Genomic DNA, 21,584 nt, shown 5'->3' with positions numbered 1-21,584 from the left:
GATCACTGGCCCCCCTCCAGGACAAGCTGCATATGCGCCTCGCCGACCTTGTTGGCGCGGATGACCGAGAATTCGGTCTGCGTCGCCCCGGCCGCAGTCAGATCCGCGATGATCTGCTCCAGCGAGGCGGGGCCATCCAGCGGCGTCGTCGTGGTCTTGTCGCGGAACAGCACGTCGCCCTGGCGCAGGCTGGTGATCTCGGGCCGGGTGACGCCGGTCACTTCGGTCGTCCAGACCCCGTCGACAACCGAGGTCCGGGTGCCGACGCCGTTCGCCAGGTTGACCAGCCGGACGGCGCTGACCGTGAGAAGTCCGGTCTTCTTCTCCCTTGATGCATCGGTGTACTCCACGACCAGGCGGGCCTTGCCGTCGGGGTCGACCGACATCGCGTTCATCACCGCCACGGTGATCGAGCCCGAGGACTGGATCGGCGTGCCGTTGACCGCGTAGATGCTGATGCCCGGAGCCAGCCAGTCACCGGCTTCCTTCACGTCGACCGTCGGCGGAATTCGCGTCACCACGGCAACACGCTTGCCATCGACCATCCGGTCGTCCGACGCGAAGGGAATCTCGACGTCCCAGGCGGCAAAGGCGATCTGGTTGGCGGAAGGCTTGCCGACCGGCGCGGCCGGAGGCTGGCTGGCTGCCGTCTCGGTCGCGGCGGCGGCAGGAGCGGCGGCGGCCTCGGGTTCGACAGCTGGGGTCGGCGTTGCAGCGGCGACGGCCTCTTCGGGCTTGGCGGCAGGCTCGACTGCGGCTGCAGCAGCTTCCGTCGCGGCAGGTTTCTCTGCCGCTGCAGGTGTGGTGGCAGCGGCTTCGGCCGTTGCCGCCGCCGGCTCAACGGGCGCTGCCTCGGCCGGTGCCGCCGCATCGGCGGGCTTGCTCTCGGTTGCGGTTGCCACGGCGTCCGGCGCGGGCTCCTTGCCACCCAGCATCATGTACCCGGCGACCACCACGATGAGGGCTGCGGCGACACCTGCCGCAAGCTGCACCGGGCTTTTCCCGCGCGAGGGCGGCGCCGGGGCCGCGACAGGGTCTGCCGGGCGCGAGGCGGCCTTGGCCAGGGGGGGCGGGGCCGCGACTGCGGCAACCGCCGGGACGGCGTCCTGCACCGGGTCGGCGACCAGGGGTGCGGCGGCAGCAACGCTTCCGACCGGGGGTGCCGATGCGGAGTGGAACATCGCCAGCCAATCCCGCGCCGATTGCAGGCGCTGTTTCGGCAGCGTGCTCATTGCGCGGTCGATGGCCTCAAGGAAGCCCTTCGGATAGTCCGGGAACCGGCCGGACAGCGGCAGGTAGGGATCCGCCCGGTCTTCGGCGAGGGCGGCAAGCCGGGCCTGTCCGTTCACCGGCGCATCGCCAGAGATCAGGTGGTACAGCGTCGCACCAAGCGCATAGAGGTCGCTCCACGGCCCCTGCTCCGACCCGGCGATATAGAATTCCTGCGGCGAATAGCCGTCCTTCACCACCCGCAGCGCCGACATGGCGCGGTTCGACTGCGAGGCCTTCTCGCGGGCGGCGCCAAAGTCGATCAGGATCGGCTCGCCCGTCTTGTCGATCAGCACGTTGTCGGGCGAGATGTCGCGGTGCAGCATGTCGTGGTCATGGATGAATCCGACCGCGTGCAGCAGCTTTTCGGTGATCTTGACGATATGGTCGGTCGAAAGCCGCGGACCTTCGCCGTCGATCACCTGTTGCAGGTCCAGCCCGTCGATAAAGTCGATCGCCATGTAGGCGGTGCCGTTGTCCTCGAAGACCTGGTGGACGGCAACGATGTTCGGATGCACGATCTTCGCGAGGTTGCGCGCCTCACGCACGAAAAGCTGGACGATGGACCTGAGTTCGGCGGTATGCGCGCGCGACCGGGCGGCGACGACGACTTTCGACCGGCGGCAGACCGAGGAGGGGAAGCATTCCTTGATCACCACGTCGCGGTCCAGGCTGTCCTTGGCAAGATAGGTGATGCCGAAGCCGCCCGAGTTGATGTAGCGGGTGATGGTGTACTGACCCTTGAGCAGCTTCGCGCCCGGTTGCAGTTCGTCGATCAGATCCTCGACCTCATCGGTCGCGGCTTCCACCGCTTTCTGCTGCGCCATCTCGTTCACCCTTCCCACAATGGTGCAGCGTCAACGGGACGGTTCTGGCCGTGCCGGACCGGGCGGCGAGCGGCCCTTCCGGCTACGCAGGGATAATCGTCCACACAAGCGCACCAATCCATTGCGACCGTCATGGTTGTGGAACGGGGCGAAAATGGGGCGCTCAAGAGGAGATTTGAAGGATGGGTCCGCTCAACCAGCGCGGGAAAGATGGCGTCGAAACCGGCAGGCTCCGCTCCCGGATCACGGCTCGGCCCGGTGCGGAAGGGTCGGCCTTAGCCGTGGCGACGACGGACAGTGGCAGGCCGCCCGGCCAGTGTCAGTCGGGCATCGTTGCGCTGCCGCTCGGCCACCACCTTGCCTTTCGAGATCACCGCCAGCCGGTCCGGCCGCAGGCGCAGGGCCTCGGTCGGGTTGCCTGCGTCCAGCACCACAAGGCTTGCCAGGCAACCCGGTCGCAATCCGTAGCCGTCCAGGTTCATGATCCGGGCGTTCGTCTCCGTCACCATGCTGAAACAGCGCGCCATTTCCGCCGGATGCGTCATCTGCGCGACATGCAGGCCCATGAAGGCCACATCCAGCATGTCCGCCGTGCCCAGCGAATACCAGGGGTCCAGCACGCAATCCTGCCCCCAGCCTACGGGCACGCCCATCGCCTGCATCTCCTTGACCCGGGTCAGGCCGCGCCGCTTCGGATAGCTGTCGTGGCGGCCCTGCAGGGTGATGTTGATCAGGGGATTCGGGATCGCGGTCATTCCGCTTTCCGCGATCAGCGGTAGCAGTTTCGAGACATAATAATTGTCCATCGAATGCATCGAGGTCAGGTGGCTGCCCGCCGCCCTTCCTCCCAACCCGTGTCGCGTCACCTCGCGCGCCATTGTTTCCACATGGCGCGACAAAGGATCGTCGGTCTCGTCGCAATGGACGTCCCACATCAGCCCCCGCTCCGCCGCGATCCGGCCCAGGTCGCGCAAACTTTCCGCGCCTTCCTCCATCGTGCGCTCGAAATGCGGGATGCCGCCGACCACGTCCACGCCCCTGTCCAGCGCCCGGATCACGTTCTCCCGCCCCGTCTTCGTCCGGTACAACCCGTCCTGCGGAAAGGCGACCAGTTGCAGGTCGAGGTAGGGCGCGACCCGGCGCTTCACCTCCAGCATCGCCTCGACCCCGCGCAGGTGGTCGGGCGTGGTGTCGACATGGGTGCGGATCGCCAGCAGGCCCATGCTCACCGCCCAGTCGCAATAGCGCACCGCCCGGTCCACCATCTCCTCCACCGTCGCGATCTCGCGCAGTTCTCCCCAGAGGCTGATCCCTTCCAGCAGTGTGCCGGAGGCGTTCACCCGGGGTAGGCCGTAGCTCAGCGTCGCGTCCATGTGGAAATGCGGATCGACGAAGGGCGGGCTGACCAGATCGCCGCCCGCATCGATCACCCGGCCTGCCTCGGCCTCCAGCCGCCCCACCGCCGTGATCCGGTCGCCGGTGATGCCGATATCGGCCACGGTGCCATCGGGCAGGGTGCCACCCTTGACCAGAAGATCGAACATTCAGCGTTCCCCCTTGTTGTAGGGCACCATCAGGCTGGCTGGCACCTCGGCCCGGCGCGACATCAGGATCAGCGCCAGGATCGACAGGACATAAGGCAGCGCGAGGAACAGCTGGTAGGGCAGGGCGGCCCCGAGCGGCGTCTGCTGCAGCCTTATCTGCAAGGCATCGAAGGCGGCGAAGAGGATCGCCCCCAGCGCCGCCTTGCCCGGTTTCCAGGCCCCGAACACCACCAGCGCGATGCAGATCCAGCCGCGCCCGTTCACCATCTCGAAGAAGAAGCTGGAGAAGGCCGACAGCGTCAGGAACGCCCCTCCCACCGCCATCAGCCCCGATCCCACGATCACCGCCCCCATCCGCAAGCCCGTGACCGACAGCCCCTGCGCCTCGACCGCCGCCGGGTTCTCGCCCACCGCCCGCACCGCCAGCCCCAGCGGCGTGCGATACAGAACGAGAGCCACCAGCCCCGCCACCGCAAAGGCCGCCCAGGTCAGCGCGGTCTGCGACAGGGCCTCGCCCAGCCAGGGCAGGCTGGACACAACCGGCACATGCACCGGCTGGAACGGCGCGATCTTCGGCGGGCTGGTCACTTCGGGCAGCATCAGCCGATAGGCGAAGGAGGCCGAAGACGTGGCCAAGAGCGTGACCCCCAGCCCCACCACATGCTGCGACAGGCCGAAGGGTACCGTCAGCGTGGATTGCAACAGCCCGAACAGCATCCCCGCCGCCATCGCCACCGCGACGCCACCCCAGAGCGGCATCCCCTGATACACCGCCATCCAGCCGGCAAAGGCGCCGATGACCATGATCCCCTCGATCCCCAGGTTCAGCACCCCCGCGCGTTCGCAGATCAGCTCCCCCATCGTCGCCAGGATCAGCGGCGAGGCGATGCGGATCACCGCCGCCCAGAAGCTGGCCGAGATCAGGATGTCGATCACCGCGCTCATCCCCGCACCACCCTGGCCTTGGTCAACAGGATCGCCAGCACCATGAACAGCAGCGCGACCGCCATCAGCATGTCGGCGATATAGGTCGGCACCCCCGCCGCCCGGCTCATCGCATCGGACCCCACGAAGATCCCCGCCACGAAGACCGCGGTCAGGATTACCCCCAACGGATGCAGCATTGCCAGCATGGCGACGATGATCCCGGTATAGCCGAAGCCCGGCGACAGGTCGGACGAGAGATGCCCCTTCAGCCCCGCCACCTCCGACCAGCCCGCAAGTGCCGCGAGGCCGCCCGACAGAAGCGCGGTCTTCACCAGCACCGCATTGACCGGCATCCCGGCGAACCGCGCCGCTTCCGGGTTCTGCCCTACGGCGCGGATTTCAAAGCCCAAAGTGGTGCGGGTCTGGATCACCCAAACCACAACCGCCGCGATGATCGCCAGCGCGAAGCCCCAGTGCAGCCGCAAGCCGTCGACGATGCGGGGCAGGCGGGCCTCGGGGATCAGCGGAGTGGACTTCGGCCAGCCCATGCCACCTGGGTCTTTCATCGGCCCTTCCAGCAGGTAGCTGACCAGAAGCAGCATGATGAAGTTCAGCAGCAGCGTGGTAACGACCTCGTCCACCCCCAGCCGCGTCTTCAGCAGCACCGGCCCCAGCAAAAGCGCCGCCCCGGCCAGCATCGCGGCCAGGGCGGACACCGGGAGGACCCAGGGGCTCCCCAGAACCCCGGTTCCCAGCACGACCGCAAGGATCGCGCCAGCATACAACTGCGCTTCGGCCCCGATGTTCCAGAGTTTCGCCCGGAAGGCGACCGCCACCGCCAGCCCGGTGAAGATCAAGGGCGTCGCGCGGTTCAGCGTCTCCAGCACCGCCAGCTTCGACCCCAGCGCGCCCTTGGCGATCTGGCCCAGCACGGCAAAAGGGTTCGCCCCGGCCACCAGCGCCAGCAGCATGGCGACCCCAAGCGTCGCCACCAGCGCCAGCGCAGGCAGGCCCAGTCGCCGCAGGGCCGAGGGGTTGGCAATCGGTTCAAGCCGCATCCGGGGCCTCGAACTTCTGGCCTGCCATCCACAGGCCCAACTCCGCCGCCGTCATCGTCCCCCGCGCGAAACCGGGGGACAGGCGGCCTTGAGACATGACGTGAATGACGTCCGACAAGCCCATGATTTCATCAAGGTCTTCCGAGATGAGCAACACCGCCGCGCCCCGGTCCCGTGCTGCGATCAGCTGCGACTGCACATAGGCGATCGCGCCGACGTCCAGCCCCCGGACCGGCTGGTTCGCCAGGATGACCTCCGGTCCCGCCGACAGGACCCGGCCCAGGATCAGCTTCTGCATGTTGCCGCCCGACAAAAGTCGGATGCGTGTCTCCGGCCCCGGACAGCGCACGTCATAGTCCTGGATGATCCCTTCGGCAAACGCCCGCGCGGCGCGCCAGTTCATCCAGCCGCGCCGCGAGAAGCGTGAGCGATAGCCCTCCAGCACCGCATTCTCGGTCAGGTCGAAATCTGCGATGGAGCCCTGATGGTGCCGGTCCTCCGGTATCCGAGCCACGCCTTTCGCCAGCGCCACGCCCGGCGACCAACCCGTGACCGCTTCGCCTTTCAGCATGATCGATCCGGAAACCGGCAGGGCCAGGCCGCCGACGATCTCGGCCAGGGCCGCCTGCCCGTTCCCCGAGACGCCAGCCAACCCGGTGATCTGCCCCGCCTTCAGCTCCAGCGTCACCGCCTTCAGCCCCGGCGCCGCCCCCCGGTTCGGCGTCGACACTCCGTCCAGCCGCATCAGCACCGCCCCCGCCGCCCGCGCTTCGGCCCTTGGCAGCGACAGCTCGCCACCGACCATCAGCGCCGCCAGCGCGCCCTTGTCGGTGGCATGGGTGTCGACCTCGCCCACCACACGCCCATGCCGCAGCACGACGCAGCGGTCGGCAATCGCCATCACCTCGTGCAGCTTGTGGCTGATGAAGATCACCGACAGCCCCAGCGCGGTGGCCTTGCGCAGTGTGGCGAACAGCGCCTCGGATTCCTGCGGGGTCAGCACCGCCGTCGGCTCGTCCAGGATCAGGATGCGCGCATCGCGGTAGAGCGCCTTTAATATCTCCACCCGCTGCCGCTCGCCCACCGTCAGGCGGCCCACCTTGGCATCGGGATGCACCGCCAGCCCGAAGTCGCGCGACAGGCGTTCCACCTTCGCCCGCGCACCCGCAGCCCCCCGCGACCACAGTCCCTCGGTCCCGAGGCGGATGTTCTCCAGCACCGTCAGGTTGCCCGCCAGGGTGAAATGCTGGTGCACCATCCCCACCCCCGCCGCCAGCGCCGCGCGCGGGTTGCCGGGGGGCAGGGGCTGGCCGAAGACCTCCACGCCGCCGTCATCGGCCAGATAGTGACCGAAGAGGATGTTCATCAGCGTGGTCTTGCCCGCGCCATTCTCGCCCAGCAGCGCCACGACCTCGCCGCGCCGCAGGGTCAGGCTGACCGCATCGTTGGCCTTCAGCGCGCCGAAGGACTTGCTGATGCGGTCGAGGCGGAGGACAACCTCCGCCCCGTCTCCGGCATGGCTCACGACGATTTCGGCTCGTTGTCGTCGATGGCCACGGTGAAGCTGCCGTCCTTGATCGCGGCCTCCTTCTCGGCGACCTTGGCCATGACTTCGGCCGCAACCTTGCCCTCGAAGGTGCCCAAGGGCGCCAGCGAGCAGCCGCCCGCATTCATGAAGGAATAGGTGCCGTAGTTGTCGGCCTTGAAGGTCCCGCCCTGGATCGCCGCGACCGCGGCGTTCAGCGTCGGTTCAAAATGCCAGAGCGCGGAGGTGACCACCGTTTCCGGGTAATCCCCCTGCGTGTCGATCACGTTGCCGATCGCCAGCACGCCGCGTTCCTTGGCTGCGTCGCTCACCCCGAAGCGTTCGGCATACATCAGGTCCGCGCCGCCATCGATCATCGCGAAGGCGGTTTCCTTGGCCTTCGGCGGGTCGAACCAGGACCCGATGAAGCTGACCTGGAACTTCGCATCCGCCTTCACCTCGCGCACGCCTGCCATGAAGGCGTTCATCAGCCGGTTGACCTCGGGGATCGGGAAGCCGCCGACCATGCCGATGTTGCCCTTGGTCATGCCGCCCGCGACGATGCCCGAGAGGTAAGCCGCGTCCTGGATATAGTTGTCGAAGACCGCCAGGTTCGGGTTCGCTGCCGCATCCGGCGGGAAGCTCGACCCCAGCAGGAACGCCACGTCCGGGTATTCCGCCGCCACCTCGCGCGCTTCCTGCTCGGCCCCGAAGATCTCGCCGACGATCAGCTTGACCCCCGCCTCGCAGTATTCCCGCATCACGCGGGGATAGTCGGTGTTCGCCACGTTCTCGGTATAGGTATAGTCCACCGTCCCCGCCGCCTTCAGCGCCTCGGCGGCGATGTGGATGCGGCTGACCCATTGCTGTTCGACCGGCACCGTGTAGACGCCCGCCATCTTGAGCGGCTCCTGCGCGAGGGCGGCGCGCGGCAGGTTCGCCGCAAAGCCCAGGGCGGCGCCACCCAGAATGAGGCCGCGACGCGAGATCGTGAATGTCCTGATGGTCATGTGACTGCCTATCCCTGTTGGTTTTGGGTGTCTGATTTTTACCAAAAGGTAAAACTCAATGCCGATTCGATACAAGCGGCAGTTTATCCCCGAGAGGAGCACAGGGACAACGACGGCGATACCGGTCATGGACGATGAAAATCACGGCACGACAATGCCTTGTTGGCGAAACTGAATGCGGTTTCTGAACTTCGGTCAGGCCCTCGGCAACCGGCCCCCGGCGATCCAGTCGTCCACCACCGCCAGCGCGGCCTCGCTGAACGCCGGGTCGTTGATATGGGCGTCCAACTCCACCAGCCGCACATTCGGCGGACAGGCGGCGCGGACCTCCGTCACGAAAGCCGCCAGCCCCTCGGCATCGCACAAGGGCCCGCCCTCCCGGTCCCATTCGTTGCCGCCCCGGGTCGGCAGCAGGAACACCACCTCGCCCTTCGCCGCCGCCAGCTTGCCCATGATCGCCCGCGCCACGCGGCAACGCGCCTCGGCATCCAGCACCACCGACGACAGCAGGCGGTTATGCGCGTGCCCCGGCAGCTCCTCCAGATGCGCGGGCAGCGGGTGCCAGCCGACCAGATCGACCAGATCATAGCAGCCGATCGACACGATCTGCGGCACCCCCCTTGCGCCTGCCGAGGTCATCCGGTCCGGCCCTGCCGTGATCGCCGAGCCGAAGAGGTGGTTGCCCACCTCCTGCGGCGCGAAGTCCAGCACGGCGGCAAAGGCTCCCTCGGCGGCGAGCGACTCGAACGCCCGCCCCCCCATGCCCGTCGCATGGAACACCGCCACCTCGAACCCCCGCGCCTCCAGCGCCGGTTTCAGGCTGACCATGTAGCGCAGCACCGTCTTGCCGAAACTGGTCATCCCGATCAGCGGCTTGTCCCGCAGCGGAGGCTCCACCGCCCGCGCCGCCCCCAGCACCGCGCCTGCCGCCTGCGACAGGGACGCCTTGCAGATCGAGTTCAGCCCATAGAGGCCCCCCGCCCAGAGGATCATCTGGATATCCGCAGGCAGGCGCTCCGGCGGCAGCATGGGCGAGAAGCTGACGGTGGAGACCACATATTTCGGCACCCCCAAGGGCAGCGCCGAACAGAGGTCCAGCGCCAGGTCGGTCCCCATCGTGCCGCCCAGCACGATCACCCCCTGGATGCGCCCCTCGCCATGCAGCTTCGCGGCCAGCCGGGCGGACCCGGTCGCCATGACCTGCATCGCGGTATTCTCGTCCTCGGCGGCAATCGCCTCGGCAATCGACGACCCCGCCGCCTCGGCCACCTGATGCTTGGAAATGTCCGTGGGCTGCGACGGGTCGCCCAGTACCGACACATCCATCGTCAGCACCCGCCCGCCCTGGCGGAGGATCACGTCGCGCATATAGCCCAGTTCGGCGTCCTTGGTGTCCCAGGTTCCGGCGACAAGGATGGTGGTCATAGCTGGATCCACGCGGTCTTGAGGTCGGTGTATTTCTCCAGCGCGTGCAGCGACTTGTCCGCCCCGTTGCCCGACTGCTTCACCCCCGACAAGGGCACCGTCACATCCGCCCCACCATAGGTGTTCACATGCACCACGCCCGCGCGGATGCCCCGCACCATCCGATGCGCGCGGGAGAGGCTGTTGGTCCAGACCCCCGCCGCCAGCCCGAAGTCCGAGGCATTGGCCAGCCGAAGCGCCTCGGCCTCGTCGGCGAAGGGCGCGACCGCGAGGACCGGCCCGAACACCTCTTCCCGGTACAGCCGATGCTCCGGCCTGACCCCGGTCACGATGGTCGGGTCCATGTAATACCCGCCGGTTTCCTGCAACGCCCGGGTGCCGCCGGTGACGATCTCGCCGCCTTCGCGCGTGGCGTCCGCGACAAAGCCCAGGTTCGCTTCCAACTGAACCAGCGAGTTCACCGCCCCCACCTGCGTCTCCAGCCGCAAGGGATTGCCCACCGCCATCTTTCGCGTCACCGTCGCCAGTTCGGCAACGAAAGCGTCATGCACCGAAGCTTCCACCAGCAGCCGCGAGCCCGCGACGCAGACCTGCCCGGCATTGCGGAAGATCGCCGTCGCCGCCGCTTTCGCTGCCGCTGACAGGTCCGGTGCATCGGCGAAGACCACGTTGGGGGATTTGCCCCCCAGCTCCAGATAGCAGCGCTTAAGGTTCGACTGTGCCGAATATTGCAACAACCGCCGCCCGGTCGCGCCCGATCCGGTGAAGACCAGCACATCCACCTCCGGCGCCAGCGCCAGCGCCTCGCCCGTCACCCGCCCCGGCCCCGTCACCACGTTGAACACGCCGGGAGGCACCCCCGCCTCCAGCGCCAACGCCGCCAGCCGCAACAACGACAACGACGCCGTTTCCGCCGGTTTCAGCACCACCGAATTGCCCATAGCCAGGGCAGGGGCGATCTTCCAGGCCCCGATCATCAGCGGGAAGTTCCAGGGGACAATCGCGCCCACCACCCCCACCGGCTCGCGGTGGATCAGGCCCAGCACATTCGGCGCGGTGGGCGCGACCTCGCCATAGACCTTGTCGATGGCCTCGGCATAGTAGCGGAAGGTGCCCGCAGCACTGCCCGGCTCCGCCTTCAGCGCCATCGAAATCTCGGTCCCGTTGTCGCGGACGCCCAAGACGGCGAGTTCAACGGCGTGCTTGTCGATCAGATCGGCCAGCCGGTGCAGCACCGCCTTGCGCGCGCTCGGTGCCAGCCGCGACCAGCGCCCGTCCTCGAAGGCCGCACGGGCGCTGGCGCAGGCCCGCGCCACGTCCTCCGGCCCCGCCGAGGCGAGCGTCGTCAACTGCCGCCCGTCGATGGGCGACAGCACCGGGCTTTCCCCGGCGCCCTCGACCCACTCCCCCTCGATCAGCAGCCTCCCCGCCGCGACCGGGGCCGCTGCCAGCCGGTCGATCAATGCCTGGTCCATATCCCCTCCCGGATGGTTCAAATAATGAACCGATGGTTTAAAAACAGATTGACAGGGGGCGGCCCCGTCTGTCAACTCTTTTGGAAAGGGTAGGGGAGGCCCAGCAGCCAGATGGGAACGGTCGGCAAGGCACTGGACCTTCTGGACCTCTTCACAAGGGGCCAGCCGCAGCTTGGCCTCAGCCAGCTTGCCCGCGCTTCCGGCCTGAACAAGGCGACCTGCCACCGCCTCCTTACCGAACTCGAATCGCGTGGCCTCCTGGAACAGACCGGCCCGGCCCGTGAATACCGCCTCGGCCCCGCCGTCCTGCGCCTTGCCAACTTGCGCGAAGCCGCCGTTCCCACGCGTGAAGCCGCAATGCCGATCCTCCGCCGCCTGGCCGAAGCCACCGGCGAGACGGCGCATCTCTCGCATCTCGTGGCCGGAAAACTCCAGACCCTCGCTTTCGCTTATGCCTCCCGCACCGGCGTCCGGGTGATGATGGAGGACGCCGACCTCCTCCCTTTCCATGCCACCGCCTCGGGCGCCGCCGTCCTCGCCCACCACCCTGATCCCGAACCCCTGATCGCCGCCGCCCCCGACCCCGAAACCCTCCGCGCCCGCATCGCCACCACCCGCGAGAAGGCCTACGCCGAAACCCTCTCGACCTTCGAGAAGGACGTCCATTCCTTCGCCGTGCCGCTCTTCGACGCCACCGGCGCCTGCACCGGCGCCCTTGCTGTCGCCGCCGCCGCGCCGCGCATGACCCCCGACCTCCACGCCACCATCACCCGTGAGCTGACCCTCGCCGGGGCCGAGATCACCCAACTCCGGGGCGGCCAGCCCCCTGACAGGAGCCTCCCATGAAAGACGCCAACTTCCTGAAAGCCCACAATGCCCGCAGCCTGTGGCACCCGATGACCGCCCCCGCCGACAGCCTGAAGTCGCCCCCCGCGATCATCACCGGCGCCCACGGCACCCGCATCCGCGACATCGACGGGCATGAGGTGGTGGATGCCGTGGGCGGGCTCTGGAACGTCAACCTCGGCTATTCCTGCCAGCCGGTGAAGGACGCCATCGCCGCCCAGCTCGACGCATTGCCCTACTATTCCATCTTCCGCGGCACCTCGAACGACAAGGTGATCGAGCTGGCCGAGGAACTCCGCGCCTTCTTCGCGCCCGACGGGTTGACCCGCGCCTTCTTCACCTCCGGCGGCAGCGACTCGGTCGAAACCGCGCTGCGCCTCGCCCGCCAGTACCACAAGATCCGCGGCGAAGCGGGCCGGACCAAGTTCCTCTCCCTCAAGAAAGGCTACCACGGCACCCACATGGGCGGGGCCAGCGTCAACGGCAACGCCAATTTCCGCACCGCCTATGAACCCCTCCTCCCCGGCTGCTTCCACATCCCCGCGCCCTACACCTACCGCAACCCCTTCAACGAAGCCGACCCCGCCAAACTCGCCCAACTCTGCCTGCAAGCCCTGGAAGACGAGATCGCCTTCCAGGGTGCCGCCACCATCGCCGCCTTCATCATGGAGCCGATCCTCGGCGCGGGCGGCGTCATCCCCCCGCACCCGACCTTCATGCCGGGGGTGGAGGCGATCTGCCGGAAACACGGCATCCTCCTCATCGCCGACGAGGTGATCACCGCCTTCGGCCGCACCGGCGCCTGGACCGGCAGCCGGCTCTGGGGGGTGAAGCCCGACTTCGCCTGCACGGCGAAAGCCATCACCAACGGCTACTTCCCCTTCGGCGCGGTGATGATCGCCGAAAGCGTGGCGCAGGTCTTCGAATCCGACGAAAGCGGGAAAGCCGCCATGGGCCACGGCTATACCTATTCCGGCCACCCGGTCGGCGCCGCCGCCGCCATCGCCAGCCTTGCCGAGACCAAACGCCTGAACGTCCCCGTCAACGCCGCCGCACGGGGCCAGCAGCTCTGGGACGGGATCAATGCGCTGAAAGCCAAATACCCGCAGATCGGCGACGTAAGGGGCGGCCACGGCCTGATGCTCGCCATCGAACTGGCAGGCCCCGGCAAATCTGCCCCCCCCAAGGCGCAACCGGGACAGGTTCAGGCCAAGGCCTACGCGGAAGGCGCGATGGTCCGCGTCTCCGGCCCGAACATCATCCTCTCGCCGCCCTTGGTGATCACCGAAGCCGACGCCACCACCATCCTCACCGCGCTCGACGCGGGGCTGGCGGCTCTATGACCACCGGCTTCTGCTTCGACGAACGCACGCTCTGGCACACCACCGGCGAGGCGGCCCTCTTCCTGAAACCCGGCGGCTGGATCCAGCCCCTCGCCGCCGGAGGCCATGCCGAAAGCCCGGAGACGAAGCGCCGCTTCAAGAACCTGCTCGATGTCTCCGGCCTTTCCCGCCACCTCGCCGTGGAAAGCGCCCCCGAGGCCAGCGACGAAGCCCTCAGGCGCATCCATCCTGCCAGTTACCTGACCGAATTCAAACGTCTCTCCGACGCAGGCGGCGGCATGCTGGGTGAGGAAACCCCCTTCGGCCAGGGCTCCTACGAGATCGCCGCGCTCTCCACCGGCCTTGCCATCCACGCGATGGACAAGGTGCTGACCGGCCAGTGGCGGAACGCCTATTCCCTCTCGCGCCCGCCCGGCCACCACTGCCTGCCCGACTTCCCGATGGGCTTCTGCCTTCTGGCCAACATCCCCGTCGCCATCGAGGAAATGCGCGCCCGCCACCACCTTGGCAAGGTCGCCGTCATCGACTGGGACGTCCATCACGGCAACGGCACGCAAGCCATCTACTGGAACCGCGCCGACACCCTCACCATCTCGCTGCACCAGAATGCCTGCTACCCGACCAACTCGGGCGCCACCACCGAACGCGGCGCGGGCGTGGGGCAGGGGGCGAACATCAACATCCCCCTCCTCCCCGGCGGCGGCCATCAAAGCTATCTCACCGCGCTGGACCGCATCGTCCTGCCCGCCCTCCACCGCTTCCGGCCCGACCTGATCGTCGTCGCCTCCGGCCTCGACGCCAATGCGCTCGACCCGCTGGCCCGGATGCTCGCGCATTCCGACACCTACCGCGCCATGACCCAAAGCCTGATGCAGGCCGCCGACACCCTCTGCGGCGGCAAACTCGTCATGGTTCACGAAGGCGGCTATTCCGAGGCCTATGTCCCGTTCTGCGGACAGGCTATCATGGAGGGGCTCGCGGCGCGGCGGACCCCGGTGATCGACCCCTTCCTCGATTTCCTGATGGCCCAGCAACCGCCCCCCGAGTTCCAGGCGCTGGAGGATCGCCGTCTGGCCGACATGGCCGCTGCATACGGGGTTTGACGATGACCGACCACCTCGCCCTTCTCGGCACCAAGGGCGGACCGGCGATCCGGCACCGCTCGCCGATGCCGACGTCCTCGCTTCTGTCGCTGGCCGGGCAATGGGCGGTGGTCGACTGCGGGCTGGGGGTGACACGGGGCATCGTCGACCAGGGCCTTGCACTCAAGGACCTGTCGCTGATCTTCATCACCCACCTGCATTCCGACCATTATCTCGAACTCGGGCCGCTTCTGCACACTGCCTGGACAGCGGGCCTGAAGACCCCGGTCCGGGTCTGGGGGCCGTCGGGCCTGATCCGCTACTGGCAGGGCTTCCTTGCCTCGATGGAGGAAGACATCGCCACCCGCATCGCCGACGAAGGCCGCCCCGACCTGGCCTCGCTTGTCAGCCTGCACACCATCAGCGCCGACACCCCGATCACCGAGGGTGCCTGGACCGTCACTGCACAGGCGTCGATCCATCCGCCACTGACCGAATCCTGGTCCTTGTCTGTCCGGGCCGGGGGCAAGCATGTCGTCTTCAGCGGTGACACCGCGCACAACCCGGCAATGGCCGGTTTTGCCCGGGGCGCCGACCTTCTGGTGCATGAGGCGATGCTGGCCAAGGGTCTTGCCGCGCTGCAAGCCCGGATCGGCAACGGCGACGACCGGCTGATGCACCATTGGCTGCGGGCGCATACCCTGGCCGAGGATGTCGCGCGCACGGCCGCTTCGGCGGGGGTGAAGGCGCTGGCCCTCAACCACCTGATCCCGTCCGACGACCCGGAATTCGGGCCCGCCGACTGGCACCGGGCCTGCGTGCCGCACTGGTCCGGCACGCTGCATGTCGGCCAGGACGGCTTGCGCATCCCGCTCTGACCCCGCCAGTCGCACGTTGTCGACCCTCGATGCTTGACACTCTCTCCTCCATCCTCGTCGAAGCGGGCGCGCAGGCGCTTGGCTTCTTCGACAGCCTTGCCGCGCGACAGGTGACGGCGAAGGCACCGCTGGATCTGGTGTCGGATGCCGACCGCGAGGTGGAAGCCACGATCCGGCGCCTTCTGGCCCGGCATTTCCCCGGCGACGGCATCCTTGGCGAGGAACTCGGCGGTAGCGCGACGGGCCGCTTCTGGGCGGTCGATCCCATCGACGGAACCGCGAACTTTCTGTCCGGCCTGCCGTTCTGGACGATCTCCCTCGGCCTCATGGACCACGGGGAAACCTTGGCGGGCGGAATCTTCGCCCCCGCGCTGGGCCTGATGGCGGTGGGCAACACCAGCGGCGTCTTGCGCGAAACCGGCCTTGGGCCCGGCTCGCGCGCCACCGATCCGCCCTGTATCGGCCTTGGCCGCAACCCGCGCTGGCCCGCCGCCGACCGCCACGCCATCGAGGCCGCCGTCGAGGCCGCAGGCTACGCCCCCCGCCTCTTCGGTTCCTGCGCGCTGTCGCTGATGCTGGTCGCGACCGGACGGCTGAAGGGCTACATCGAACCCCGCGTGGGCGGGCTCTGGGACTGCGCCGCGGGCCTTGCGCTCTGCCGCGCTGCGGGCCTGCCGATCGCCTTCGATGTCCATCCAGACGGCACGGTGGACGTGCTGGCAGGCGAGGTCTTCGCCCTCGCGCGCGCCGCCGGTTGGTGCGGTGAAATTCTTAAGAAATCCTGAACGCCCGCGCGCAAGCCGTTGATTTCGAAGGATCGAGAAATCTGTCCACTGTGGACAGCAAACCCGCTTGCAGCCCCCGCGCCCCGCTGGCACTCTTCACCCCAAGGCCGGGGAGGGCCGCATCCCATGAACCGCAACACCACCGAGGGGGGCTACTTCCTCTACCATTCCATCGGCATCTATCCGGGGAAAGAGGACGACCTGACCCGCGCGATGGCCGAGTTCTCCGAGATCTGGGCCGCCCCCAACGACAAGCAGTGGGGGTATGTCCTCCGGAAGCGGCAGGATTTCATCGACCGCTGGCGGCGGCTGATCAACGTCCCGAAGGGCAGCCTGACGACGGTCGACAACGTGACCGAGGGGATGCAGAAGCTTCTCCGCGCCCTCCCGGAAGGGAGCCTGAAGGGCAAGCGGGTGCTGGCCTCCGCCGACTGCTTCCCGTCCGTCCATTTCCTCCTCGCAGGCCTTGCTCCGAAGATGGGCTTCACCCTGACCACCGTCCCCCTCAGCGAAGGCCGCGCCTGGGTGGAAACGGACGACTTCCTCGCCAACTGGGGTCCCGACGTCGGTCTCGCCCTCCTGACCTGGGTCACCTCGATCGGCTCGTCCAAGATGGACTACCCGGCGCTGGTCGCTCACGGTCGGCAGATGGGCAGCCTGATGGTCGCCGACATCACGCAAGGGGCTGGCCTGATGCCCTTCGATGCGATGAACCCCAGGGTGGATTTCGTCGTCTCCACCAGCCTGAAATGGCTCTGCGGGACGCCGGGCGCAGGCATCCTCTACGCCGACAAGGACCTGATCCCCAGCCTGCAGCCCGAGGCACGGGGCTGGTTCTCCCAGAACAACCCCTTCTCCTGGGACCTCGACAAGTTCGCCTACGCCCCTGACATCCGCCGCTTCGACAGCGGCACGCCCGGCTCGGTCGCGGCCATCGCCTCGCTTCCGGCGATGGAGTGGTTCGCCAAGCAGGACCTGCGCGACGTCGCCGCCCACAACCGCCGCCTGGTCGACCGGATCATCGCCCGTGCCGACCGGCTGGACCTGCCGCTCCACTCCCCCCGCGACGCGGACAAGCGGGGTGGCGCCGTCATGCTGCACATGCCCGACAAGGCCGAGGCCGCCGCCTGCGTGGGAGCTTTGGGGGTCGAGGGCTATTCGGTCGACTTCCGCGGCCCGATCCTGCGGCTTTCGCCCGGCTTCGTGACCGAGGAGCGGGCGGTGGACGCGACCTTCGACCTGATCGAGGACATCATGACCCGCCGGCGCCGCCGTTTTGCGGGGCAGGGCGACGCGCAGAAAGGCGCCGGGGAGGTGCTGGCGGCGCTGGCCTCCGGATTGGCGGGCGGCGGGGTGAAGGTGGTGGACCTCTCCGCCGAGCTGGGGCCGGACACCCCGATCCTGCGGCTGCCGGAGGACCTGGCGCGGAACACGCCCAAGGTCGCGATCCACCCGATCAGCGCATACGACAAGAACGGCCCGTTCTGGGCCTGGAACTGGCTGGAGCTGGGCGAGCATTCCGGCACCCATTTCGACGCGCCGCACCATTGGCTTTCCGGCAAGGATCACCCGGACGGCTTCACCGACACCCTCTCAGTCCAGCGCCTGATCGCGCCGGTAAACGTCATCGACTGTTCGGCGGAGGCCGCCGCAGACCCGGATTTTCTGCTGACCGCCGCCCATGTGAAGCAATGGGAGGCGAGGCACGGCGAGATCGGCCCCGGCGAATGGGTGGTGATGCGCACCGACTGGGACAAGCGCAGCGCTGACGAAGAGCTGTTCCTGAACGAGGACCCGGACCCCTACGAGGACGGCTCGCATTCGCCGGGGCCGTCGACGGATTGCATCGACTACCTGCTGGGCAAGGGGATCGTCGGCTGGGGCACGCAATGCGTGGGCACCGATGCGGGGATGGCTGGCAAGTTCAGCCCGCCCTTCCCGGCGCACAATTTCCTGCACCGGGACAACTGCTTCGGCCTTGCCAGCCTCTGCAACCTCGACCAGCTGCCGCCGAAAGGTGCGGTGCTGATCGCAACACCGTTGAAGATCAAGGACGGGACGGGTTCGCCGATCCGGGCCCTGGCGCTGGTTCCGGGCTGAGCGCCTCGTCGTGCGCCTTCGGCTTCTTCTCGGAACCGCCCGCGACGAGGAGCCGAAGGCGAACGAGGAGCCTCAGCGGATGAACTGCCGCGCCCGCGCCCTGAGCGCGCCGACATAGGCCAGCACGTCGATCCCGACGCCGACAAAACGCGCACCGGCCTGCACGCAATCGTTGATGAAGCCGTCCTCGGTCGACAGCATCCCGGCGGCCTTGCCGGAGGCGGCGATGCGCGAAATCGCGTCCAGAACGGCCGCGCGAACCTCGGGGTGGGCGGCGTTCCCGAGATGCCCCATGTCGGCGGCAAGGTCGGCGGGGCCGATGAAGACGCAGTCGATGCCGGGCAGGGCCAGAATATCGTCCAGCGCGGCAAGGCCCGCCCGGCTTTCGACTTGCAGGATCAGGCAGATCTGGTCGTTCGCCGTGGTGAGGTAGTCCGGGACGCTTGAGAACCGCGAGGCGCGGGCCAGCGACGACCCCACCCCCCGGATGCCCTCCGGCGGGTAGCGGGTGGCGCGCAATGCCTGCTCGGCCTGTTCGGCGGTCTCGATGATCGGGATCAGCAGGCTCTGCGCGCCTGCATCCAGCGCCTGCTTGATCCGCGCCGGGTCGTCGTCGCGGAGCCGCACCACCGGCAGCGAGGGCGAGGGCTCCACCACCGCCAGCTGCGCCATCGTCGAGCGCAGGTCGTTCGGTGCGTGTTCGCCGTCGATCAGCAGCCAGTCGAAGCCGCAGGTCGCGGCCATTTCGGCGGCATAGGGGTCGGCCATCCCGACCCAGCAGCCATAGACGGTTTCGCCAGCGGCAAGGCGGAGTTTCAGGCGGTTCAGGGGCGCGGGCATGGATTACTCGAAGTTGAGGGTGACTTGACCGAAAGTGCCGAAATCGGCGTGGAACCGGCTGCCGGGCGGGGCCTCGATCGGACGGATGAAGCTGCCGGACAGGACGATATCGCCCGCCGAGAGGCCCTGGCCATAGCGAGCAAGCCTTTGCACAAGCCAGAGAATCCCGGTGACGGGATCGTCCAGCACGCCCGCGCCGAGGCCGGTCTCCTCGACCACCCCATCGCGCTTGACGATGGCGCCGACCCTGCGGAGGTCATGGCTGTCGAGCGTGTGGCGCTGGGGGCCGAGGACGACCCCGGCATTGGCGGCATTGTCGCCGACGGTGTCAGTGATGATCCGCGCCTGACCCGTCGCCGGGTCGCTGCGCAGGATGCGGGTGTCCAGGATTTCCAGCGAAGGGGCGACATGGGCGGTGGCGGCGATCACCTCCTCGCGGGTGATGCTGGCGCCGGAGAGATCATGCGCCATCAGGAAGGCGATCTCGGCCTCGACCCTCGGCTGGATGAAACGGTTTTTCGGAACCGTCGCGCCGTCCTGGAAGACCATGTCGTCCAGCAGGACGCCGGAGTCGGGCGTGTCGATCTTCAGCGCCTCCTGCATCGCGCGGGAGGTTAGGCCGATCTTCCAGCCGACGCGGTGCCTCCCGGCGGCCAGTTTCAGGGCGATAACGTCGGCCTGTACGGCATAGGCGTCGTCCAGCGTCATGCCGGGATGGGCGAGCGACAGGAGGCCGATCTGCCGCCGGGTCGCCTCGGCGTCGAGGAGGGCAAGGGCGGCGGCGCGGTGGTCCTTGGGTGTCATCCGCCGGTTCTTTCATCCGCGATGGTGTTCCGCAAGATGCCAAGGCCTTTCGCTTCGACCTCGACCACGTCGCCGGGCCTTAGCCAGATGGGCGGGTCGAAACGGGCGCCCGCGCCGGTGGGGGTGCCGGTGACGATGATGTCGCCGGAGACAAGGGTGGTGAAGGTGGAGATATAGGCGATCTGGCGGGCGATGGGGAAGATCATGCGGGAGGTGCGGTCCTGCTGGCGCACCTCGCTGTTGACGCGGGTCGTCAGCCGGATGTCGGTGATCTGGGCGGGGTCGGTGAAGGGGACAAGGCCCGGTCCCATCGCACCCGAGCGGTCCCAGTTCTTGCCCTGCGTCACGTTGAACTTGGCGTGCCGCACCCAGTCGCGGATCGTGCCTTCGTTGCAGATGGTGAGGGCGGCGATATGGCTCAGCGCCTCGGCCTCCGGGATGCGGCGGCCCGGCTTGCCGATGACCACGGCGATCTCGCCTTCGTAGTCGAGTTGCGGGCTTTCCGGCGGGCGGATCAGCGGTTCCCCATGCCCGGTGAAGCTGCGCGGGAAGCGGATGAAGAGCGACATGTTGGGCGGCGCGTCCTGCCCGTCCTTGTATTCGGCATTGCGGTCGGGGAAGTTGACGCCGACGCAGATGATCTTCTCCGGGTCGGGGATCGGCGGCTCCCAAGTGAAGCTGCCGTCGGGGTGGCTGGCGGGGCGGCCCTTTGCTGCGGCAAGCACCTGCGGGATTGCGCCCGCCTCGATCACGCCCCGCAGCGTGCGCCATTGCGGGAAGGTTTCGGAGAGTGACAGGACTCCGCCCGGTGCGGTAGTGCCCCAGTGCTGTCGGCTCCCGGCAGTGAACGTGACCAGCATCATGGCGCGATGATCGGGCTGGCGGAGAGGGTGGCAGGGACGGGCGTGGTTCCGGCGAACAAACTCCCCTCCTCGAACCAGCTGCGCGGGGCAGGGGCGCCCCAGAGCGTCTGGCGCTGCGGGTCCTTCAGGTCCCAGCGGATCGGCTCCAGGTCCGGGTCCACGGTCTGGTAATCGGAGCAATAGATCTCGATCCGATGGCCGTCGGGGTCGCGGATGTAGAGAAAGAAGGCGTTGGAGATGCCGTGGCGGCCGGGGCCCCGCTCGATGTTGGCCAGCCAGCCGGTGGTGGACATCAGGTCGAGAAGGTCGATGATGTTCAGGGGGGTCGGGACCCAGAAGGCGGTATGGTGCAGACGCGGTCCGGTGCCGTTGGTGAAGGCGATGTCATGGACGCCGCCCTTGCGGTGGGTCCAGGCGGCCCAGAGCCGGCCGGTCGCCTCGTCCTCAGTATATTCGGTGACGCGGAAGCCGATCTCGTTCCAGAAGGCGACCGAGGCATCGACATCGGGCGAGAAGCAGTTGAAATGGTCGATCCTGAGCGGCTTCACGCCCTTGTAGAGCGCATACTGCTGGTGGATCGGCGGCAGGCGGTCCATCCGGGCGTAAAGCTCCAGCGGGATGCCCTGGGGGTCGCGGGTGCGGAAGGTCCGGTCCTGATAGGGGCGATCGACCCAGTCGACCGGCAGGCCCTTGGCGGCGAAGAAGGCGGCGGCGCGGTCGAGGTGGTCTTCGTCCCAGACCTTGAAGCCCAGGTCGCGGGCCTCGGCCCGGTCGGATTTCCGCAGGACAAGGCAGTGGTGCCCCCGCTCCTCCAGCGCGCGCAGCCAGATGGTGTCGGCGGTCTCGTCCGTCACCTGCAGGCCCAAAGTATCGACATAGAAGGCGCGGCTGCGGGCCAGGTCGGTCACGCCGAATTCGACATGGGACAGGCGAACAGTGTTGAAGGGCGGGTTCAGGTTCGGGGCGGGGACGGGCATGGCGGG

Annotated in this window: 18 protein-coding genes; 6 read left to right on the top strand and 12 right to left on the bottom strand. The window is 68.0% G+C overall.

Annotated features, from left to right (window positions below; genetic code table 11):
* Nucleotides 1-2: 2 nt before the first annotated feature.
* The 8 genes from ACE3P6_RS06195 to ACE3P6_RS06160 form a co-directional block, all read right to left on the bottom strand.
* On the bottom strand, nucleotides 3-2,096 hold the full coding sequence (locus tag ACE3P6_RS06195; RefSeq protein ID WP_374392781.1) for a serine/threonine-protein kinase: 2,094 nt from the start codon (nucleotides 2,094-2,096) through the stop codon (nucleotides 3-5).
* 275 nt (nucleotides 2,097-2,371) lie between these two features.
* Entirely contained in the window at nucleotides 2,372-3,640 is a 1,269-nt protein-coding gene (locus ACE3P6_RS06190) for an amidohydrolase family protein (RefSeq protein ID WP_374392780.1), read from the bottom strand.
* Nucleotides 3,641-4,585: an ABC transporter permease gene (locus ACE3P6_RS06185; protein ID WP_374392777.1), complete on the bottom strand. Its 945-nt coding sequence runs from the start codon at nucleotides 4,583-4,585 to the stop codon at nucleotides 3,641-3,643.
* A complete protein-coding gene (locus ACE3P6_RS06180; RefSeq protein ID WP_374392774.1) occupies nucleotides 4,582-5,625 on the bottom strand; it encodes an ABC transporter permease in 1,044 nt (347 codons plus the stop codon). The genes ACE3P6_RS06185 and ACE3P6_RS06180 overlap by 4 nt, the downstream gene beginning before the upstream one ends.
* Nucleotides 5,615-7,150 carry an ABC transporter ATP-binding protein gene (locus tag ACE3P6_RS06175; RefSeq protein ID WP_374392771.1) on the bottom strand — a complete coding sequence of 512 codons (1,536 nt, stop codon included), beginning with the start codon at nucleotides 7,148-7,150 and terminating at the stop codon, nucleotides 5,615-5,617. The genes ACE3P6_RS06180 and ACE3P6_RS06175 overlap by 11 nt, the downstream gene beginning before the upstream one ends.
* A complete protein-coding gene (locus ACE3P6_RS06170; protein WP_374392769.1) occupies nucleotides 7,147-8,160 on the bottom strand; it encodes a BMP family protein in 1,014 nt (337 codons plus the stop codon). The genes ACE3P6_RS06175 and ACE3P6_RS06170 overlap by 4 nt, the downstream gene beginning before the upstream one ends.
* A 195-nt stretch (nucleotides 8,161-8,355) precedes the next feature.
* Nucleotides 8,356-9,585, bottom strand: coding sequence for a Tm-1-like ATP-binding domain-containing protein (locus tag ACE3P6_RS06165; protein ID WP_374392766.1), 1,230 nt, complete (start codon nucleotides 9,583-9,585; stop codon nucleotides 8,356-8,358).
* Nucleotides 9,582-11,060, bottom strand: a complete 1,479-nt coding sequence (locus ACE3P6_RS06160) for an aldehyde dehydrogenase family protein (RefSeq protein ID WP_374392764.1) — start codon at nucleotides 11,058-11,060, stop codon at nucleotides 9,582-9,584. Before ACE3P6_RS06160 ends, ACE3P6_RS06165 begins: the two co-directional genes overlap by 4 nt.
* Nucleotides 11,061-11,171: 111 nt before the next feature.
* Here ACE3P6_RS06160 and ACE3P6_RS06155 point away from each other — a divergent pair, with 111 nt between their 5' ends.
* The 6 genes from ACE3P6_RS06155 (at nucleotide 11,172) to ACE3P6_RS06130 (ending at nucleotide 18,094) form a co-directional block, all read left to right on the top strand.
* The gene (locus ACE3P6_RS06155) at nucleotides 11,172-11,906 is read left to right on the top strand and encodes an IclR family transcriptional regulator (protein WP_374392762.1); all 735 of its coding nucleotides are present in this window, start codon (nucleotides 11,172-11,174) and stop codon (nucleotides 11,904-11,906) included.
* Nucleotides 11,903-13,249, top strand: coding sequence for an aminotransferase class III-fold pyridoxal phosphate-dependent enzyme (locus tag ACE3P6_RS06150; protein ID WP_374392759.1), 1,347 nt, complete (start codon nucleotides 11,903-11,905; stop codon nucleotides 13,247-13,249). The genes ACE3P6_RS06155 and ACE3P6_RS06150 overlap by 4 nt, the downstream gene beginning before the upstream one ends.
* The gene (locus tag ACE3P6_RS06145) at nucleotides 13,246-14,352 is read left to right on the top strand and encodes a class II histone deacetylase (protein ID WP_374392757.1); all 1,107 of its coding nucleotides are present in this window, start codon (nucleotides 13,246-13,248) and stop codon (nucleotides 14,350-14,352) included. Before ACE3P6_RS06150 ends, ACE3P6_RS06145 begins: the two co-directional genes overlap by 4 nt.
* Before the next feature lie 2 nt (nucleotides 14,353-14,354).
* Nucleotides 14,355-15,209, top strand: coding sequence for an MBL fold metallo-hydrolase (locus ACE3P6_RS06140; protein ID WP_374392754.1), 855 nt, complete (start codon nucleotides 14,355-14,357; stop codon nucleotides 15,207-15,209).
* A 29-nt stretch (nucleotides 15,210-15,238) separates the two neighbouring features.
* Nucleotides 15,239-15,994, top strand: coding sequence for an inositol monophosphatase family protein (locus tag ACE3P6_RS06135; protein ID WP_374392752.1), 756 nt, complete (start codon nucleotides 15,239-15,241; stop codon nucleotides 15,992-15,994).
* Nucleotides 15,995-16,120: 126 nt separating this feature from the next.
* Nucleotides 16,121-18,094 carry an aminotransferase class V-fold PLP-dependent enzyme gene (locus tag ACE3P6_RS06130; protein WP_374392750.1) on the top strand — a complete coding sequence of 658 codons (1,974 nt, stop codon included), beginning with the start codon at nucleotides 16,121-16,123 and terminating at the stop codon, nucleotides 18,092-18,094.
* A 72-nt stretch (nucleotides 18,095-18,166) separates the two neighbouring features.
* Here ACE3P6_RS06130 and ACE3P6_RS06125 read toward each other — a convergent pair whose 3' ends face one another.
* The 4 genes from ACE3P6_RS06125 to hpaD are packed head-to-tail and all read right to left on the bottom strand — an operon-like array spanning nucleotide 18,167 to nucleotide 21,578.
* On the bottom strand, nucleotides 18,167-18,934 hold the full coding sequence (locus ACE3P6_RS06125; RefSeq protein ID WP_374392748.1) for an aldolase/citrate lyase family protein: 768 nt from the start codon (nucleotides 18,932-18,934) through the stop codon (nucleotides 18,167-18,169).
* Nucleotides 18,935-18,937: 3 nt separating this feature from the next.
* The gene (gene hpaH / locus ACE3P6_RS06120; RefSeq protein WP_374392745.1) at nucleotides 18,938-19,738 is read right to left on the bottom strand and encodes a 2-oxo-hept-4-ene-1,7-dioate hydratase; all 801 of its coding nucleotides are present in this window, start codon (nucleotides 19,736-19,738) and stop codon (nucleotides 18,938-18,940) included.
* Nucleotides 19,735-20,601: a fumarylacetoacetate hydrolase family protein gene (locus ACE3P6_RS06115; RefSeq protein ID WP_374392743.1), complete on the bottom strand. Its 867-nt coding sequence runs from the start codon at nucleotides 20,599-20,601 to the stop codon at nucleotides 19,735-19,737. Before ACE3P6_RS06115 ends, hpaH begins: the two co-directional genes overlap by 4 nt.
* On the bottom strand, nucleotides 20,598-21,578 hold the full coding sequence (hpaD, locus tag ACE3P6_RS06110) for a 3,4-dihydroxyphenylacetate 2,3-dioxygenase (RefSeq protein ID WP_374392741.1): 981 nt from the start codon (nucleotides 21,576-21,578) through the stop codon (nucleotides 20,598-20,600). The genes ACE3P6_RS06115 and hpaD overlap by 4 nt, the downstream gene beginning before the upstream one ends.
* Nucleotides 21,579-21,584: the final 6 nt, after the last annotated feature.

It is taken from the genome of Tabrizicola sp. (assembly GCF_041911175.1).
Taxonomy (GTDB): Bacteria; Pseudomonadota; Alphaproteobacteria; order Rhodobacterales; family Rhodobacteraceae; genus Tabrizicola.
This window is presented reverse-complemented; position numbering and strand designations above follow the sequence as displayed.

Bases quoted from the DNA above. Each gene is read 5' to 3' on its own strand.
- ACE3P6_RS06195 (WP_374392781.1), bottom strand. From the start codon at position 2,096: ATGGCGCAGCAGAAAGCGGTGGAAGCCGCGACCGATGAGGTCGAGGAT.
- ACE3P6_RS06190 (WP_374392780.1), bottom strand. From the start codon at position 3,640: ATGTTCGATCTTCTGGTCAAGGGTGGCACCCTGCCCGATGGCACCGTG.
- ACE3P6_RS06185 (WP_374392777.1), bottom strand. From the start codon at position 4,585: ATGAGCGCGGTGATCGACATCCTGATCTCGGCCAGCTTCTGGGCGGCG.
- ACE3P6_RS06180 (WP_374392774.1), bottom strand. From the start codon at position 5,625: ATGCGGCTTGAACCGATTGCCAACCCCTCGGCCCTGCGGCGACTGGGC.
- ACE3P6_RS06170 (WP_374392769.1), bottom strand. From the start codon at position 8,160: ATGACCATCAGGACATTCACGATCTCGCGTCGCGGCCTCATTCTGGGT.
- ACE3P6_RS06165 (WP_374392766.1), bottom strand. From the start codon at position 9,585: ATGACCACCATCCTTGTCGCCGGAACCTGGGACACCAAGGACGCCGAA.
- ACE3P6_RS06160 (WP_374392764.1), bottom strand. From the start codon at position 11,060: ATGGACCAGGCATTGATCGACCGGCTGGCAGCGGCCCCGGTCGCGGCG.
- ACE3P6_RS06155 (WP_374392762.1), top strand. From the start codon at position 11,172: ATGGGAACGGTCGGCAAGGCACTGGACCTTCTGGACCTCTTCACAAGG.
- ACE3P6_RS06150 (WP_374392759.1), top strand. From the start codon at position 11,903: ATGAAAGACGCCAACTTCCTGAAAGCCCACAATGCCCGCAGCCTGTGG.
- ACE3P6_RS06145 (WP_374392757.1), top strand. From the start codon at position 13,246: ATGACCACCGGCTTCTGCTTCGACGAACGCACGCTCTGGCACACCACC.
- ACE3P6_RS06140 (WP_374392754.1), top strand. From the start codon at position 14,355: ATGACCGACCACCTCGCCCTTCTCGGCACCAAGGGCGGACCGGCGATC.
- ACE3P6_RS06135 (WP_374392752.1), top strand. From the start codon at position 15,239: ATGCTTGACACTCTCTCCTCCATCCTCGTCGAAGCGGGCGCGCAGGCG.
- ACE3P6_RS06130 (WP_374392750.1), top strand. From the start codon at position 16,121: ATGAACCGCAACACCACCGAGGGGGGCTACTTCCTCTACCATTCCATC.
- ACE3P6_RS06125 (WP_374392748.1), bottom strand. From the start codon at position 18,934: ATGCCCGCGCCCCTGAACCGCCTGAAACTCCGCCTTGCCGCTGGCGAA.
- hpaH (WP_374392745.1), bottom strand. From the start codon at position 19,738: ATGACACCCAAGGACCACCGCGCCGCCGCCCTTGCCCTCCTCGACGCC.
- ACE3P6_RS06115 (WP_374392743.1), bottom strand. From the start codon at position 20,601: ATGATGCTGGTCACGTTCACTGCCGGGAGCCGACAGCACTGGGGCACT.
- hpaD (WP_374392741.1), bottom strand. From the start codon at position 21,578: ATGCCCGTCCCCGCCCCGAACCTGAACCCGCCCTTCAACACTGTTCGC.